Raw genomic sequence first — 16,604 nt, forward strand, 5'->3', positions numbered from 1 at the left:
ATATTATTTAAAATTGATTGATTCAAAAGCCAAGATCCTGAATTTCATCCAGAAGCTTAATCATATCTGGTTTTTCAGTTTTTTCTTTTATCAGTTCGTCTACAGTTTTTTCCGTGTCATTTTTCGGACTTTCGATGACGGTCTGTATTTTAGAATCCCGGATGTTTTCCAGGTTGTAAAGATAAAGTTTGTTGCCTTTGATTTCAAAATAAGCGAGCGAGTTTTTTTCCACAATTTGCACATCTGGATCTTCGAAAATTTTTGTCACCTCTTTTTCAGGAATATATTTGAAAATTGAATTTTTTGCTACAATTAAAACAAATTCGTTCTCTCTCCTCAATCGTTTCCCATTTTCAAGAGGAGCTTCATATAATTTTTCAAATTTTAAATTATAGATTCTGAATTGATTTTTCGTTAAAATATAAACCTTATTTTCAAAAACCAAAAGATCAATCAAATCGTCAAAACTCGCATCAAAAGGATAGGAATTTATCGTTGTATCATTTCTGAAATTGTATTGTAGAAGACGTTTTGTACTTTCATCCAACAGCCAGATTTGTTGCAGATCTTCAGCATAAGCATGTTTGATATAAGTAAATTTTTGCTTGAAATCTATTTTCTGAATTTCATTTAAATTCTGATCCACAAATTTTATTTCCTGAGCATTTTCAGAGAAAAGAGCAATACTTAAAGGATTTTGTACTCCCTGAACTTTGAAAGGAACCGTAAACATCAATTTACCAAGCTGTTTTCCTAAAGAATCGTACTTCGTAAAACTAAAATCTTTGTTTTTATAGAGATAAATATTTCCATAATCATCCGCAAACAAGTCTCTCACTTCTTTGATTCTCAACGTGTCAAAAGGAAGAACTCTCTGCGCAGAAAGTGAACAGAAAATGAAAATCAAAAAAATTTGTATTAATTTCAAAAAAAATCTACTTTACGAATGATAGCGCTCCGTGAGGAACGCTACCAATTTACATTTATTTTGTTTAAAAGGAATTAAATAACTTAAATTATTTAATTGCGACTTCATATATTTTCGGCCAGTTTTTACCCGTAATCACCATATTGTCACCTTTGAAAGCAATACCGTTAAGTACGTTTTCACTGTTTGCTTTTGTATACTGATCTGCAATTTGAGATAAATCAAATTTACCTACAACCTCACCGTTTGCAGGATTGATTTTCAGAATAACATTTTTATGCCAAACATTTGAATAGATAAATCCTTTGTGATATTCCAATTCATTGATTTGGTCATAAACTTCAGAATTTCCTGCCACAGAAATAAATCTTTCCATTTTTGAAGGATCTTTCGGATTCAGGAAATAAATATTTTTTGTTCCGTCTGAAACCATCAGATATTTTCCGTCAGTCGTCATTCCCCAACCTTCTCCTATTACATTAGGATAAGCAAATTCACTGATAAGTTCAAAAGAATTTTTATCATAAATAAATCCTTTTTTCTCTTTATATGTCAACTGATAAATCTTGTTTCCAAGACTAGAGATACCTTCAGAAAAAACAGTATCCGGTTGTTTTGCTTCTTTTGTAACAGTTTCGCTTCCAAGCTCATATTTCATAAATCTAGAAGCACCTTCTTGTCCTACACTTTCATAAACTGTATTTCCTTCCATGTAGAAACCTTCTGTGAAACTTGTAGGGTTATGAGGATATTCTGCAACCAAAGTGTAACTCATTTTCACTTCAGGATTTTTTGCAAAAACATTGATTGTTGCATCTTGGTTTAAAACCTGTCCGTCTTTCTTTTTGATGTTAAAAGTTACGGCATTATCACCTAACGTAAAATATTTAGAGTCTACAACAAGACTTGAAGTTTCCTTATCTCCAAAACTGATCGAAATACTTTCTGCATTATCCAGAACTTCTTCCGGAAGATTAAGTTTATCACCGAAATGATAACCTTTCGTTTCCATAGAATTGTTGTAATCAGCTAAAGAATTCAGTATTTTTTCGTCATTGTTACAAGATACGAACAACAGAAGCGCTGCAAAACCTATTATTATTTTTTTCTTCATTATTATTTCTAAAATATTTCCCCAAAAATAGCAAATTTTATTTCTCCTTACTAATTTCGGTTACAGGTTGACCAAATTGTAATATGTAACCGTTGTTATCATAAATGGCAAATTCTCTCATTCCCCACTCGAAAGTTTCAATTTTGTAGCAGATTTTTGTGATCGTTTTCAGATCTTCCCAAAGATCATTTACATCATTTACGTTAAAATAAAATGAGCCCGAAAAACCGATTTGAGCAAATTTCTCATGCTTATTCGGTTTTGAAATCATGATTTTCACGCTGTCTTTTTCCAAAAACGCCCACTGCATTTCGGAATTTGCATCAATTAATGAAAATTTTAAAATATGTAAATAAAAACCAATGGTTTCTTCAAAATTTTCTGTCCAGATTACTGGAAAAAACGAATTGAATTTTATCATCAGTTTTGCAGATAAAGTTTCAGACTTTGTCCGATAATCTCGTTCCAACCCTGTGTAAAACTTTCGTTTGAAAAGCCTTCTCCCAAATCTTTCAGATTTTCTGTTCCTTCATGTGTCAAACTAACTTTTGTACCTTCTCCGTCTGATTCAAGTTCCCAAGTTACAATCGTTTTTTCGTCTGAAAATGAAGGATAAAACCAAGTATGCTTCAGTTTTTGATTCTCAATTATTTCTAAAATTTCGATCCGATGAAGGTATTTTTTTTCTTCTCCCGGTTCATAGAAATCAAATGATTTTCCAACTTCAGCTTCAAAATCAGGAATATCAAAATACCATGACTGCATTTCGTTTTTGTCTGTCAATGCTTTCCAGACCTTTTCTATCGGTGCATTGATTTTTTTAGTAACAATAATCGGAGTTTTCATTTTTGTATTTTTTTAAATTAAATTAACTGTGAGCAAATCCTGTAATTTTAGCTTCATCAAAATCAAGCTGCATTTCGATTGTTCTCATAACGTGATCGTCAAATATTTTCTCACGTTTCATTCGGTGAAGTTCGTTTCTCTGAGCCTGGATCAATTGTCGCACAACATCTTTATTTTCATTCATTGCCGTGACGTAATCTCCTGTCGAAGCCATGCATTGAGATTTATCTGCCATCATCAGCATTTCATTTTCAAGTCTGTGTTTCTGATGACGAACCATACTGTTTGTCTCCGTAAGCTCAGAAAAATCCGATTCCAATTTATTTAAAGCAGTTTCCTTCAGCTTTCTCATCAGAATGACTTCCTGTTTTTCTTCAGGCAAATCACTTCCGGCGTCATCAACTTTTAAGAATTTCAAAATCGGAGTCAGCATCAATCCCTGTCCGACTAAAGTTATCAAAATTATCACGAAAGTCACAAATAAAATAATATTACGGTGCGGAAACGCCTCTCCGTTTGGCAAAAATGCAGGAATAGAAAGTGCAGCAGCCAATGAAACGACTCCACGCATCGCTGCAAAACTAATGATAAACGGTTCACGCCAATCGGGTTTCGGATTTTCCGCCCTTAATTTTTTAGACAAAAACCACGGAAAATACATAATGGAATAGCTGTACAATAATCTTGTCAAAATAATTGCGCCACCAATGACGATACTGTAAAAAATACCTTCGGAAATGGTATAATCTTTCATTGCAGCAACAACAATAGGTAATTCCAAACCGATTAAAATAAAAATAATCGTATTCATCACAAAAATAAGCACACTCCAAACATTTCCGGATTGAATTCTGGATGTGTGACTCAGGTAACAATGCGAATTATAAGACATCAACAATCCTCCCGCAACAACAGCCAACACACCTGAAAAATGAAAATGTTCTGCTCCGACATATAAAATGTAAGGAACAATAAGCGTAATAACGGTATCAATATTCGAATTGGAAGGAATCAGTCTTAAAAAGAATCCGAAAAGCAATCCAACAGCAACACCGATTGCGATTCCTCCAACTGCCATGCTGAAAAAATCTCCGATCGCATCTCTCCAGATAAACTGTCCGGAAATCACTGCTGCCAAAGCAAATTTAAATACAATTAAACTCGAAGCATCATTAATTAAACTTTCTCCTTCCAGAATACTTGTTATTTTCTTTGGAATCTTCATATGCTTTAAAACTGAAGTTGCCGCAACTGCATCCGGCGGAGAATTTACTCCTCCCAACAAAAATCCCATTGCGACGGTCAATCCAGGAATTATTGATGAAGAAAGGTAAGCAACTACAATCGAGGTCAGAAAAACCAATCCGAAAGCCATCGAAAAAATCTGCTTTCTCCATTTGTGAAAATCCTGCCAGGAAGTAAACCAAGCGGCTTCAAATAAAATAGGCGGAAGGAAAATCAGAAAAACCAAGTCCGGCTCAATCTCTATATGTGGCATTCCCGGAACAAGACTGATAATCAATCCTGCAATCACAAGAAAAATCGGATAAGCCACTTTTAGCTTTTGTCCAATCATTACCAATATCATTACAGAAAGTAAAACTGCAATGGATATGATGACATAGGTATGAATCATTATTATTTTTTTAAATATTGTTATTTAATTCTAAGTAATAATTTTCGCTTTGTGTTTCAGTGTTTTATGATGAATGATATTTTGAGCTGCAAGGATTTTAATTTCAATAAAATGTAGTTTGAAAATCATCTTTTAAATCTTAACGTTTAAACTGTACTTTACATTACAATATTATTTTTAGCCACAATTGCTGCCGGAAGATCAGTTTCATCCAGCATATCTCTCATATCAATTTCAATGGTGCGGCTAATTTGAGTGATCGGAACGTCATTCGGACTTCCTTCAAACGGATTTACTGACGCTTCACCAACGCTGTCTAAAGTATGAAAACACCAAGTCACCAATAACGAAAAAGGAATATTAAACCACAAAGTATAATCTTCCAATACAGTTCCCTCTCCCATTTTGTCAAATTCTCTGATCAATCCGAACGGTACAAAAATGATAAACATATGCAAAAGATACGTCGTAATCGAAGAGAAGTTTCTCGGATAAGGAAAGTTTTTGATTCTTTCTGCTTTTCCCTGATCATCTGTAAATTTCACCAATTGCTGATTGATTTGCGTCCATTGAAAATCGTTAATTTCATTTTGAGAATAAGCTTCAGACAAATCTTTACTTTGCAAAGCCATCAATTGTGTTGCACGGTTTTTTTTGCTTAAAACATATTGAAGTTCATCTGCAGAAAGATAATTTTCCAGTTCAGCATCCAAAGTTGAAAGTCTTTCGGGAATTTCATATTTCTGCGCATATTCTTTAAACTGTGAAGTACTCATATTTTCCCAGTTTCTGGATTCACGAAGCTGAAAACGAAGTGCCGTCAACCAAGCATAATGACGTCTAAACATCAGTTTTACTTTATCCGAATTCTTCTCAGACAAAGAATCTCTCAGAATATATCCAAAACTCCGGCTGTCGTTAATGATTGCTCCGTAAATTTGTCTGGCTTCCCAAAGTCTGCTGTAACTGGCGTTGTTTTTGAACCCTACGATAAAGGCAACAGCTGTTCCCATAATCGCAATCGGCTGCCACGGAAATGAGACGAAAGTAAATCCAAAATAATAGAGAACAGTTGGAATTGCCGACATGATAAACAGAATGTACAGACTTCTCCTTGTCCACATGATAAATTCTATCGGTCCGAATCTTTTTCCTGAATGCATTTTCTTAGTTTTTAGTTTTTTTAATGAAATTAATTTTTGGTAAACGGAATATTGTTGTAAAATCCGATCTGCACTTGTCCACGGTTTTTATTTTCCTGAATCTGATTCATGTAACCCGCTTCGATTCTCATATTTTTGTTGATGACAAAACCTAAAGCTCCGTAAACTCTGTTTCTGTCGAAAACCGGACTGTCGAGATGCAGGAAAATTTCGTTGTAAGCTGAAAGATACAAAGTTTTTGGAAGCATTTCTTTGTTGGTAACCGGAATGTTAAAACCTAAATAATAACGGAACCTCATCCTGAAATCATACTGGAGAAAACGTTCTTCCAAACGATAACGATGCTGAATATTAAAACGACCGAATTTTTGTTTTGTAATAAATTGCTGGAAAATACGATGTTCAATATTTTCAGTTTTTTCTCCTTGTACATAAGGTTGGCTCAGAATGAAACCATAACCCAATAAAACATTGTTGTTATTTTCGGTAAGATCATAACCAATTCCGGTGCGAATAAGAAGTTGTTCCAAATCTCCGATTCCGTCAAAATTACGATATTGAATTTCGTTATGAAAATTAAGTTTTTTGCTGATTTTGTTGTTTCCAAAATACATATACCACGCTCCAAGATCACTTTTCTGAGCATAATAAGTTGTAGAAAAACCAATAAGGATTATAAAAATCAACTGCCTGAAAATTTTCATGTATTATTCTTTATAATTATTATCTATCGTATTTAACAAATCTAATACTTTAAATCAATAATTGCAAATAATAAATAATCATTTGAATTTTCAGGAAGTGAAAAAAGGGAGCTTACGAAGGAACTTTTTCTTCTAAAACATCGTTTCCGTTTTTATCAAAATAAGTACAAGTCATTTCATTTAAATCCATTCTCCAACCTTCTACTCCGTTTTCTACGCAGTCTTTACAGAATGTCATATAATCTGTTCCACCTTGTTGGTGAAGTTTTAATCTTGTTTTAAATTGATCAAGATTTAAGTTTTCTGAAATTGGTAATGTTTCGTATTTACTACCTGTACTTGCAGAATCATTTTCAGGATCAAAATATTCTGTGTTGCCATCTGCAACATACACTGTATAATGCGAAACACCCAAATTTTTAATTGCCTGAATATATTTCGGAAAATCTGCTCCGCTTTTTACTTTTTGATGTTCTGCTTTGATTTCTTCAATTGTGAATTTCATTTTGTTTGTTTTTTTATATTATTTGTTATTGATTGTGATAATTTTAACGCAAGATCCGCTAAGATTTTTTTAAATTATTAAGAATATTTTTTCGTTCGCAAAGGCGTTTCACTCAGCAAAGATTTTTAAAATTTTTGATTTTTTAAATACTTAAAATGAAAACCGACAAATTAATCTGCCGGTTATTTTTTAACGCAATTTATTTTTAAAATATAAATATTAAGGATGTTGCTGCATTTTCGCAGGATCATCATAATTGACCATCCAGTTTATGCTGAATTTATCGGTAAACATTCCGAAATAAGCGCCCCAGAAAGTATCTGCAAGAGGCATTGTGACTTGTCCGCCTTCAGATAACCCGTTGAATAATTTATCGGCCTCTTCTTTCGAATCTGCATTGATGGAAACTGAAAAATTGTTCCCGACTTTCAGATTAGAAGACCATTCTCCACCTGTGTCACTTCCCATCAACATAGTTTCTTTCGAGATCGGAAGAGAAACATGCATGATCTTGTCTTTGTCTTCTTCTGGTGTTTCTTTACCGTCTTGTGGAGGCATTTCGCCAAAAGTTCCCATGTACGGAAACTCTCCTCCGAAAACTGATTTGTAAAATTCGAATGCAGGTCTGCAATCGCCATTGAATGTTAAGTAAACGTTTACTGTTGCCATAATTTTAGTTTAAATTTTGTGTTTATTATTTTATTTGATAGTTGATTGTTAAAGATAAATTACTAAATGCTCATTACTAATTACCCATTACTAATTTATAATCATCTGTGTTGATCAATCAGAATCATATTTCCGTCGGGATCTTTCAGGAAAATATGTTCGGGTCCGGAAGTTGTTTCGTCGGCTTCTTTTTCTAATATTACCTGATTTTCTTTTAAATGTTTTTGAATTTCGCGCACGTCGTCAAAGGACTCGAGATTCTGTGCATTTTCGTCCCAACCCGGATTGAAAGTCAGCATATTTCCGTCAAACATCGCCTGAAAAAGTCCGATCAATGTCGTTCCGTTTTTCATGATCAGATAATTGCTTTCCATACTTCCTCCCATCGTATTGAAACCTAATTTTTCGTAAAAATCTTTAGATTTTTCGAGATCTTTTACGCTTAAACTGATAGAAAATGCTCCTAATTTCATGCTTATCTATTTTTATTTAAAGCTAATTTATATCCTACGAAAACCAATCCCCAAACCAAAACTCCTAAAACCCAGAACCAAACAGGTGTCGGCAAAACTATCATATTGTAAATGGTGAATGAAAGAAAAATAAGCCCACAAATAACTGCGGCTGTAGGTTTTCCGTTTTTTGCAACTTTAGTCGAAATGAATCCTGAAACCAGAGCTCCTAAAGAGTAACCTACAATCACCATAAATTTACCTAAGAACGGAAGATTTTCGATATAAGCTTTAAACGCATTCATATCTCCTGCTTTCATCCCAACCGGATATGGATATAAGCTATGATTCAATGTTTCTACCGCCCAAACGCAGACAGAACCGACGACAATTCCTGCGATAACTCCTAAAATAAGTCTTAGCATAATTAGTGATTTTTTAATTTAGTTTTAAAATCTAAAGTCCCGTCATAGCTTTTCCAGTTTCCGATCAGTTCGATGTTAGGATTTTCTATTTTCTCAGTTTTCTTGTTCCAGCTAAATGTATAAGTAAATTTTCCTGTAAAAGTACCGGAATGCTTTCCTTTATTTTCTTCAGACAACTCATAATCACCATAAACAGTACTTTTTTTCTTTCCGTCTTTGTACTTTGTAATTGTGATTTTACCTTCGTACTTAGACGTGTTATTTTCAACAACAGAATACCCTGAAATAAAATATTCCTGATCATTTTTTTTGTTTTGTTCAGAAATTTCAACTTTAAGTTTTATGGTTTCGTTTTCATTACCTATGGTTCCAACATAAGGTTTTGACTGATTCAGCCATACATTTGCAATATTCGGCATTTGAGACCATGCAAAATTTGAAATCAGAATGAGAAAAAGTAAAAGTTTTTTCATCTTGTTTTATTTAAATATTACCTTAGAAATATCATCATGGGAAAAATTACTGAACCAGACTTCAGATTCTTTTCCGCTTTCTAAATTTGTAAAAATCCCTTTGAATGTTGTTGTAGAGTAATTTCCTCTATCACTCAAATTTTTCCTTGTCTGAATACGAAATTTGCCTTTGAAAAATCCGTCATCAATATCGGGCTGAGTTCCATTTAACTGAAAATCACCAAAAACCAACATTTCATTTGGATGATCTTTTACATTGAATACATAATTGAAAGTAAGTTTACCTGAACATGTCAACGTTTTTCCGTTCAATATGTAAATACCTTTTACTAAATAGTTTTCCGGCTTTTTAGCATCTTTAGAAACGGTCTCAAATTTTACATCTATTTTACCATCATTTATTTTGCCGTCAAAACCTAATTTTTCATTCAATAAAATTTTACTGAAATCCTGATCTTTCAAAGGAAAATTATTGGTTTGTGCATAAAAAGTAAAAAGAGGGAAAAAAAGCAATAAAATTGTTTTCATCTAATCAGTTTAAACTCCAAACTGAGACAAGTGGTGATTCAAATGTTTTGCAAACATATTATTCCATTCGTCAGATTTTAATTTACCAAAAGAAAAAGACTCTTTTTCGTGAAAAGCCGATGCTCCCAATTGCTGTGTTTTCTGAATATAGCCAATCAATCGTTTCTTTTCATCGTCAAAATTTCTTCTTCCGGAGACCACAAATTGAGGCGCAGTCGGAGAATCTCTTGGATAGGCTTTATCACCAACTACTTTTGGTTTTACGAATCTTTTTAAAATAAATTTTGCGATCGATCCCGGTTTTTTATGTTTTTCCGGCTCGTACACCATTTCGTAAGTGATGCAACAGTGAGCCAACATTTGATCTACCGTCATTCTTCCCCACAAACCGTGTGTATCTTCCACCAAATTATTTATTCTATTGATATAATTCTGAGCGTCTTTCGCATCAAATACATTTTCCATAGTTTATCAAATTGTATAAAAACAAATATAATATTATTTCAGGTGATTTTAATAATTGTTTTTAATCTTCAATGGTGAATTAATGAATAAATCATTGCTTCAAATTGCAACAAAAAACTCCCTACAAAATTTGTAAGGAGTTAAATGCTTTTTATGATTTTAGTTTATTTCTGAACTGCTTTTTTCATTGCAGCATCAGGACGTAGAATCCGGTAACGAACTTCGAGATCTTTCGGAACATAAAAAACCAAAGGCAATTTGCTGTTGTATCTCACAATTTCGGGCTGTAGAGACACAAATTTTTTAGTTTTTTTCTGATCCGGACAACCCATTAAAGTTCCGCCCGTTTCGCCGTTGGATTCTACTTCGTAGTAATTATAACCCCAACCTTGCAAATCCTGAGTGGTAACTTTTCCCATCAAAAAATGCTTGTTGCAATCCAACAATTTTTCTAAACCAACGAAAAATTCAACTTTAAGATCAGCTTCATTTTTTGCAATAGGCAATCGAATATACACTTGTTTAAATCCTTCTTTCGCTTTTGGAAACATGTCAATCTGAAGTTTTTCAAATTTATCTGTTTTCTTCTGAGCCGAAATATTTGCGATGAAGAACACCATTAAAACTGCAGATATTGTTTTCAAAAAATTCATAATTAATGTATTTAAAATTGAGCAATTCCTTAAAGTCAAAAATTATTCCACAATCTCTACATTGCTGCCTTTTGTATGTGCATTCATCTGTGGCGCATAATAATTCTGAATGGTGGTAATTCCGTTTGAGAATTTTCCGGATGCATTGGCAACATAATCATATTCAAATACATATTTTCCTTTCGGCATAGATTCAATATAAAAGTTTGTGGATGCATCTTTTGTCGACTGATAATAGCCTAAACTATTTGTCCATTGATAACCGGAGATGACATCCAAAGGTTCGAATCCTGCAGCTCTCATATCTTTAATATGAATGAATTCCATCGCTCTGTCGGTATTTAAAATCATTCTTACAGTTACTTTATCGCCGACTTTCAATGGAGTTTGAGATGAAATTTTCTGAAGTTCTTCACCGTTTACCGTTTTGATTTTTTTGTACAATTCTTTTGTTATCGAAATGTAATTTTCTGAAGATTTTATTTTATCTAAATCTTCATAATATTGCCAGAATAAACCTCCCTGAATAATTCCTGCACCAGGTTTTGTTACTGTCACCGTAGCTAAATTTTTATCTAAAACATCGGTTTTCAAAGTAGATTTTACATAACCTGTTGCCTGAGTTTCCGGTTTCAATTCTTTTCCTCCCCAAATGATGGTTGCTTTATCACTTTCTGCACTCGTCCATGACTTTCCTGAATTTAAAATCGTAAAGATCACTTCTGAAGTTCCTCTTGAACTTCCCCAAGAATTCACTTCTTTTTGGGTGATCAACCAGATTTTCATGTCTTCGATGAATTTCTGATCATTTGGTTTTAACTTATTGAAAGCCTCCAAAGCTCCTGCATGATTTACCACTTTTGAACTGAACCAACCCCAATCATCCAAATTTTGCTTCCAATAAACGCCTTGTGTTTTTGAGTCTACAGAAGTTTCTTTTAAATAATTTAATAACTTATCTGAAACATCTTTCAACCCGTAATCGCTCATTAACAACGCAGCTCGGTGCAATCCAAAGAAGGTAAAATCGGTAATTTTCGCAGTTTTTGCTTCTTGTTCCACTAAAGATTTTAAAGTTGCTCCTTTTCCTTTTAACGGATATTGTTTTTCCCAATAATTTCTTGTGTCAAGATAATCAAGTGTCCAGTTAGTCCAGACATTTTTTCCTTTACCATCATAATATCTATTGATTTCACTGTCAACATATTGAACTAATTTTGCAACTAACTCTTTCTGTTCTGCACTCTGATAATCTTTCACATTATCTTTTAGCCAAAAATTGATTTTACCTAAATTTTTAAGAACATAAAGTGAAGTTGAATAAGAACTAGGATAACCTTGATACCAGGAAAAACCACCATCAGGATTTTGCAGTTTTTTGAAATCATCCCAATCCTGATTAATTGAGTTTTTCATTGTATTGGCATCAAACAACAGCGCCAGTTTCTGCATTTGCTCCTGTTCATTTTTGCTTTCTAAAACCCATGGAGTTTCGTCCAGTAAAAGCTGTTTCAATTCCTGATTTTTTTCAAGATTTGAATTTAACAATCCTTTGCTTTGATATTCTTCAAAAACAGTTTTCATTTTAGGATTTGCTTTGAATATTTCAGAAGCCAAAACATCGGCAAACCATTTATTAAAGATCACATCCACAGAATTGTTCTGATCATTTTTCAAACTTGGAAGTGCAAACATAATTTCCCAAATCGGATTCGTCGTCAGCTCCAAAGTATTTGAAACATTTGAAATCGTCGTCGAAGTTGTATTTTTAAGATTTTCCAGTTCAAAAGTTTTTGTTTCGCCTTCTTTTACAAAAATCGGCAATGCATCTGTCACCAACATTCTGTTTGGTAAAATCGCGATTGCTTTTTGTTCACCATCAGAATATTTTCCTTGTCCACTCAGCGGAGTGGAACTGGCAACGACTTTCAAAATAATCGAAGAAACGTTGTTTGGAACTTTCACTTTCCACGTCAAAGCTGAGTTTCCGTTTTCATTTAAATCGAAATTCTGAACGCTTGAATTCAAACCAAATTTAGACGAAATATCTTCATTCGTAAAAGCATCTAAAATTTGCAAACTTGCAGAACCATTTAATTTTTTGCTTGTCAAGTTTGATAATTTAGATTGTAAATTCAATTCATCGCCTTCTCTCAAAAATCTTGGATAGTTTGGTGTAACTGAAAATTCTTTTTGCGTCACCACTTCTTTTTCTAAGGTTGCTGCTCTTGCGTCTTTTGTGTGTGCTAAGAACATTAATTTCCATTTTGTTAAAGCTTCCGGAGAAGTGAATTCAAAGTTGACATTTCCTTCTGAATCTGTTTCTAAATCTGGATAAAAGAATGCGGTTTCGTTTAGGTTTTGACGGACTGGGATTTTTTCTAAATCTTCTTTGGAAGATTGTATTTCAATTAATGCATCTTCATTTGCAACAGTATTACTAGCTACAGAACTACTTTTTCTTATAACAGTTTTACTATATCCTAATACGACAACTTCTTCCAGTTTTGCTTCTCTTGGTGCTGCAACAGGTGAAGCAATACTAGATTCTATTTCCATTGCAGTAACTTTTTTTGCTTTTGGACAACCATTATACTCCGTTGAACCTGGAACTGTAGGACAAGCATCATCTTTATCTAAAACACCATCACCATCTGCATCCGAAACAAATCCTAAATTACGGTCAAACCAACTAAACTGCGGAACAGATACAAATTTCCCACTATAATACTGCATTCTCTTCTGATAATACTTTTGAGCCAGATTTTCTCTGATCTCATAAGAACTAAAGAATGAATAAGATGTATACAATTTCTGCCAGTCAAAACTATTCACAGCAAACTGATCTAAAGACATATCGTACATATTGGCTAAAACTTCGGCATTGATCTTTTCTTTGTCATTTCCTGAAACTTTTACCGACCATTTTTCTTTAGAATTAGGCTCTATCTTATCTCTGAAAGTTGTTGTTTCAATTTTCAAAGGTTGTTCAGCATCTTTTATTTTCAGATTAACCGTTTTATTCTGTACATCATTAAAAGCGACCAACTGAAACTGAATATTTAAATCACTTACACTTTTTCCCTTCGGAATCTCACGAGTATATTCTAAAATTCCGTTTTTAAATCTTTGAGTTTCCGAAATTGTTTTTCCTGAACCATCTTGTACAAAAACATTGACCAAAGCATCAGGAATTGCAGAATAAACATAAATTTTAGCTTTCTCGCCTCTTGAGAATTCATTTTTCGGTGCCAAAACCGTTAAGAAATTTTTCTGATTGGGTTTCAAAGATTTTTTATCCCAAACACTAAAGTTTTGCGTTGATTTTATCGTGTCTTTACCTTCAATATTGTATAATTCAAGTTGATAATCTCCTGCTTCTAATTTTCCTAAATCAAGATTGGTTGATAGTTTTTCGTTGTCAGGTGATGGTTGTTGTGTTTTTTCAAAAACGATTGTTGATTTCCAATTTTTTACTTCATCATTTTTATCATATAAATCATGTGGAAATTTGCTGATAAATTCTTCTTTTGAAAATTTCGGTAAATTCTGAACTTCTGCTTTAAAATTGTCTCTGAAAATTCTGTTAGCCACCTCAAGTTTTGATAATTTAATCTGATAGGTCTTTTTAAGATTTTGTTCGTTGTAATTTTTTGTTTCAACTTTCAATTTTACATTTTCATCTGCGAAAGTGTTTTTAATCTCATCAGCTTTGATGTAATGAGAAACTGAGGCAACTTTCAGATTCGTGTTTGCCGTTTGTGTTTCACCATTGATGTCAGTCGCCGAAGCACTGATTTGGTAATTATCAATCTGAATCCCTTCTAATTTTTCATCTTTTTTAAGATCTAATTTTATCGTAAATACTCCTATCTCATTGGTTTTTGCTTCACCAAGAATCGAGTTCTCATTATCATTATCGTTTGGATACCATGGGAAATATCTCCAACGGATGTTTTGTTTTTTGATTTCGTAATTAATGTTTGTATTACTCAGCGCCACACCAGAAAACATCATTGCTTTTCCTTTCAGTTCAATTGTTTGTCCGTATTTGTATTCATCTTTTACAGGTTCAAAAGTGACTTCAAATTTCGGACGTTTGTATTCTTCAACCTGAAAATATTTGTATCCGTTTGAATTCCCATCCGTTGAAAGGCTGAAATTTCCGTTTAGTTTACCTTTTGGCAAAACAAAACTTCCATGATAAGAACCAAACTCATTCGTCGTGAAATCCTGAAAAGAAACTTCCTGATTATTGGCATCTTTCAACATTATTTTTTGCTTTAAATTTGATACAACAGATTCAGCTTCCTGCTCTATTTTTGTATTGATTACTTTGAAATAAACGGTTTGTCCTGGTCGGTAAATCGCTCTGTCTGTAAAAATCTGTGCTTTTGTACGGGTTTCCTTATTAGGATTATAATCTTCCTCATATCCGCGATTGCCATAGACTTGCATTATTTGAAAGTCATTTGTTTTCGGCTGATGAATTAAAAAAGTTCTGTAATAATCTGTGCTTGCGGTATTTGGAAATTTGAAGACTCCTTTTTCGTCAGTTTTACCCGCAATTTTTTTATTTAAAGTTTTGTTTTGTACAAATTCATGAAAAGTCAGAATTTCATTAGTAATAGGCTTTCCGTTTTCGGCATTGACTAATTTAAGCTCGTTTGAAAGTTGGTTTCTGTCATTTTTAGACTGATAAATAATCTTATGATTTGAAACTAAAAAATAAAAATTATGGTCACTTTCTTCATCTAGTTTTGATCCTTCAACCGAATATTCTGCAACATAAATCCCTGACGAAAGCGGTTTGATTTCCAATGACGTTTTGTGAAGTTGATAATCTTGAGGATCATTCAACTGAAAAACCTCTTTTCTCAACAAATTTTTCTTCACCTTTGAATACGCATCATTGTAAGGATTTCTTGAATATTGCATAAATGACTGAAGATTATCTTTTACTTCATAAATGTTTACTGAAAATTCTTTAACATTTTTAAACTCTGCAACCAGATGAATAGGTTTATTTGGCTGAGTTTGTTGTTCATATTTTAAGCTTAAATATGGATTGATGATTTGGTTTTCCTTATTTTTAATATTCTCTAAAAATGGTGACTTCGGAAATTGAGTTTTTGTCAGATTTCCTATTTCTAAAGCTTCTTTTTGCTTGTTTTTAATAACAAGTTCGTTCATGATTTCTTCCATCACAAGAACTTTATAATCGCCATCGACATTAGATTTAACTAAATTCTGAAGTTGTTCTAATTTATCTTTACAGTGAGTAAACTGACAATTTTCAGACAATTTCTGATGCATAAAATACAGCTTTGCATTTCCTGAATTCTGAGCGATTAATTCATCAAAAATCAGATTAATTAAAAATCTGTTTTCACTCAATTCATTTTTTGTAAACAATCCATTATCCGATAAAAAACTCACTTTTTTAAGAAAATACCAATCCAGCAAAGTCGGGAAATAGGCAATATCAGTGGTGTTAGAAAAAGCATCTTTATATTTTGCGAAAGAAACTTTTTTCATCGCTTCTTTTTCTGCGTCAAGTGCTTTATAATTTTTATTTAAATAATTTTTAAAATCAAGTTTACTCCAGGTTTCAATCTGAGAAATATCCTGAGAATTCATATTCGTTCTGCTATTGATTTCCCAAGAATGCTCATTGTAATAATCAAACATAAAACCAGACAACAAAACCTTATACATCAAAAGATCGTCACCTTTCAGATTCTTTTCTGCATTCTGAAGTTTAACAAAAAACTTAGAAGCCGAATCGTTTTTATCATCATCTGTGGTTTGATTGACAATACTAAATTCCGCTTTCAAAGAACGAATCAGCTGTAGTGCATTATTTTCTTTCATGGCTTGATTTTGTATGTCTAAAATGATAGGCAGAGTAGATTTAAAATTTCCTTTACCTGTACTTTCCTGAACTTTTTTCCATTGTTCATCATACTTTTTTTGTGAAAAAACCACAGAAAAACTCGACAACAATAGAAGCAGGAACAAAATCTTGGAATATCTTTGCATA

16 protein-coding genes are annotated in these 16,604 nt (G+C 33.0%); all 16 read right to left on the minus strand.

What is annotated here, in order from left to right:
- Positions 1 to 22: 22 nt before the first annotated feature.
- A complete protein-coding gene (locus NZ698_RS07465; protein ID WP_263002448.1) occupies positions 23 to 928 on the minus strand; it encodes a hypothetical protein in 906 nt (301 codons plus the stop codon).
- Positions 929 to 1,016: 88 nt separating this feature from the next.
- Positions 1,017 to 2,042 carry a glutaminyl-peptide cyclotransferase gene (locus NZ698_RS07470; protein ID WP_263002449.1) on the minus strand — a complete coding sequence of 342 codons (1,026 nt, stop codon included), beginning with the start codon at positions 2,040 to 2,042 and terminating at the stop codon, positions 1,017 to 1,019.
- Positions 2,043 to 2,079: 37 nt separating this feature from the next.
- Positions 2,080 to 2,463, minus strand: a complete 384-nt coding sequence (locus NZ698_RS07475; RefSeq protein ID WP_263002450.1) for a VOC family protein — start codon at positions 2,461 to 2,463, stop codon at positions 2,080 to 2,082.
- The gene (locus NZ698_RS07480) at positions 2,463 to 2,888 is read right to left on the minus strand and encodes an SRPBCC family protein (protein WP_263002451.1); all 426 of its coding nucleotides are present in this window, start codon (positions 2,886 to 2,888) and stop codon (positions 2,463 to 2,465) included. The genes NZ698_RS07475 and NZ698_RS07480 overlap by 1 nt, the downstream gene beginning before the upstream one ends.
- 22 nt (positions 2,889 to 2,910) lie before the next feature.
- On the minus strand, positions 2,911 to 4,524 hold the full coding sequence (locus NZ698_RS07485) for a Na+/H+ antiporter (protein ID WP_263002452.1): 1,614 nt from the start codon (positions 4,522 to 4,524) through the stop codon (positions 2,911 to 2,913).
- A 158-nt stretch (positions 4,525 to 4,682) separates the two neighbouring features.
- Positions 4,683 to 5,687 (minus strand): bestrophin family protein, encoded by a 1,005-nt coding sequence (locus NZ698_RS07490; RefSeq protein ID WP_263002453.1) that lies wholly within the window; start codon positions 5,685 to 5,687, stop codon positions 4,683 to 4,685.
- A 29-nt stretch (positions 5,688 to 5,716) separates the two neighbouring features.
- Positions 5,717 to 6,391, minus strand: coding sequence for a DUF2490 domain-containing protein (locus NZ698_RS07495; protein ID WP_263002454.1), 675 nt, complete (start codon positions 6,389 to 6,391; stop codon positions 5,717 to 5,719).
- A 112-nt stretch (positions 6,392 to 6,503) separates the two neighbouring features.
- The gene (locus NZ698_RS07500; protein ID WP_263002455.1) at positions 6,504 to 6,896 is read right to left on the minus strand and encodes a DUF1398 domain-containing protein; all 393 of its coding nucleotides are present in this window, start codon (positions 6,894 to 6,896) and stop codon (positions 6,504 to 6,506) included.
- Between the two features lie 219 nt (positions 6,897 to 7,115).
- Positions 7,116 to 7,565 carry a VOC family protein gene (locus tag NZ698_RS07505; protein WP_263002456.1) on the minus strand — a complete coding sequence of 150 codons (450 nt, stop codon included), beginning with the start codon at positions 7,563 to 7,565 and terminating at the stop codon, positions 7,116 to 7,118.
- A gap of 101 nt (positions 7,566 to 7,666) precedes the next feature.
- Positions 7,667 to 8,038, minus strand: a complete 372-nt coding sequence (locus NZ698_RS07510; RefSeq protein ID WP_263002457.1) for a VOC family protein — start codon at positions 8,036 to 8,038, stop codon at positions 7,667 to 7,669.
- Between the two features lie 2 nt (positions 8,039 to 8,040).
- The gene (locus tag NZ698_RS07515; RefSeq protein WP_263002458.1) at positions 8,041 to 8,442 is read right to left on the minus strand and encodes a hypothetical protein; all 402 of its coding nucleotides are present in this window, start codon (positions 8,440 to 8,442) and stop codon (positions 8,041 to 8,043) included.
- A gap of 2 nt (positions 8,443 to 8,444) precedes the next feature.
- Positions 8,445 to 8,915, minus strand: coding sequence for a hypothetical protein (locus NZ698_RS07520; RefSeq protein ID WP_263002459.1), 471 nt, complete (start codon positions 8,913 to 8,915; stop codon positions 8,445 to 8,447).
- 6 nt (positions 8,916 to 8,921) lie between these two features.
- Positions 8,922 to 9,443, minus strand: a complete 522-nt coding sequence (locus tag NZ698_RS07525; protein ID WP_263002460.1) for a hypothetical protein — start codon at positions 9,441 to 9,443, stop codon at positions 8,922 to 8,924.
- Positions 9,444 to 9,452: 9 nt separating this feature from the next.
- Positions 9,453 to 9,908, minus strand: a complete 456-nt coding sequence (locus NZ698_RS07530; RefSeq protein ID WP_263002461.1) for a DUF1569 domain-containing protein — start codon at positions 9,906 to 9,908, stop codon at positions 9,453 to 9,455.
- Between the two features lie 164 nt (positions 9,909 to 10,072).
- Positions 10,073 to 10,561: a serine protease inhibitor ecotin gene (gene eco, locus NZ698_RS07535; RefSeq protein WP_263002462.1), complete on the minus strand. Its 489-nt coding sequence runs from the start codon at positions 10,559 to 10,561 to the stop codon at positions 10,073 to 10,075.
- Between the two features lie 42 nt (positions 10,562 to 10,603).
- Positions 10,604 to 16,603, minus strand: a complete 6,000-nt coding sequence (locus NZ698_RS07540) for an alpha-2-macroglobulin family protein (protein WP_263002463.1) — start codon at positions 16,601 to 16,603, stop codon at positions 10,604 to 10,606.
- Position 16,604 lies beyond the last annotated feature (1 nt).

Source organism: Chryseobacterium edaphi, assembly GCF_025628985.1.
Taxonomy (GTDB): Bacteria; Bacteroidota; Bacteroidia; order Flavobacteriales; family Weeksellaceae; genus Chryseobacterium; species Chryseobacterium edaphi.

What these genes read in the sequence shown, in the direction of transcription:
- NZ698_RS07520 (WP_263002459.1), bottom strand. Translation starts at nt 8,915, where the DNA reads ATGAAAAAACTTTTACTTTTTCTCATTCTGATTTCAAATTTTGCATGG.
- NZ698_RS07475 (WP_263002450.1), bottom strand. Translation starts at nt 2,463, where the DNA reads ATGATAAAATTCAATTCGTTTTTTCCAGTAATCTGGACAGAAAATTTT.
- NZ698_RS07510 (WP_263002457.1), bottom strand. Translation starts at nt 8,038, where the DNA reads ATGAAATTAGGAGCATTTTCTATCAGTTTAAGCGTAAAAGATCTCGAA.
- NZ698_RS07505 (WP_263002456.1), bottom strand. Translation starts at nt 7,565, where the DNA reads ATGGCAACAGTAAACGTTTACTTAACATTCAATGGCGATTGCAGACCT.
- NZ698_RS07495 (WP_263002454.1), bottom strand. Translation starts at nt 6,391, where the DNA reads ATGAAAATTTTCAGGCAGTTGATTTTTATAATCCTTATTGGTTTTTCT.
- eco (WP_263002462.1), bottom strand. Translation starts at nt 10,561, where the DNA reads ATGAATTTTTTGAAAACAATATCTGCAGTTTTAATGGTGTTCTTCATC.
- NZ698_RS07480 (WP_263002451.1), bottom strand. Translation starts at nt 2,888, where the DNA reads ATGAAAACTCCGATTATTGTTACTAAAAAAATCAATGCACCGATAGAA.
- NZ698_RS07470 (WP_263002449.1), bottom strand. Translation starts at nt 2,042, where the DNA reads ATGAAGAAAAAAATAATAATAGGTTTTGCAGCGCTTCTGTTGTTCGTA.
- NZ698_RS07500 (WP_263002455.1), bottom strand. Translation starts at nt 6,896, where the DNA reads ATGAAATTCACAATTGAAGAAATCAAAGCAGAACATCAAAAAGTAAAA.
- NZ698_RS07530 (WP_263002461.1), bottom strand. Translation starts at nt 9,908, where the DNA reads ATGGAAAATGTATTTGATGCGAAAGACGCTCAGAATTATATCAATAGA.
- NZ698_RS07540 (WP_263002463.1), bottom strand. Translation starts at nt 16,603, where the DNA reads ATGCAAAGATATTCCAAGATTTTGTTCCTGCTTCTATTGTTGTCGAGT.
- NZ698_RS07490 (WP_263002453.1), bottom strand. Translation starts at nt 5,687, where the DNA reads ATGCATTCAGGAAAAAGATTCGGACCGATAGAATTTATCATGTGGACA.
- NZ698_RS07485 (WP_263002452.1), bottom strand. Translation starts at nt 4,524, where the DNA reads ATGATTCATACCTATGTCATCATATCCATTGCAGTTTTACTTTCTGTA.
- NZ698_RS07515 (WP_263002458.1), bottom strand. Translation starts at nt 8,442, where the DNA reads ATGCTAAGACTTATTTTAGGAGTTATCGCAGGAATTGTCGTCGGTTCT.
- NZ698_RS07525 (WP_263002460.1), bottom strand. Translation starts at nt 9,443, where the DNA reads ATGAAAACAATTTTATTGCTTTTTTTCCCTCTTTTTACTTTTTATGCA.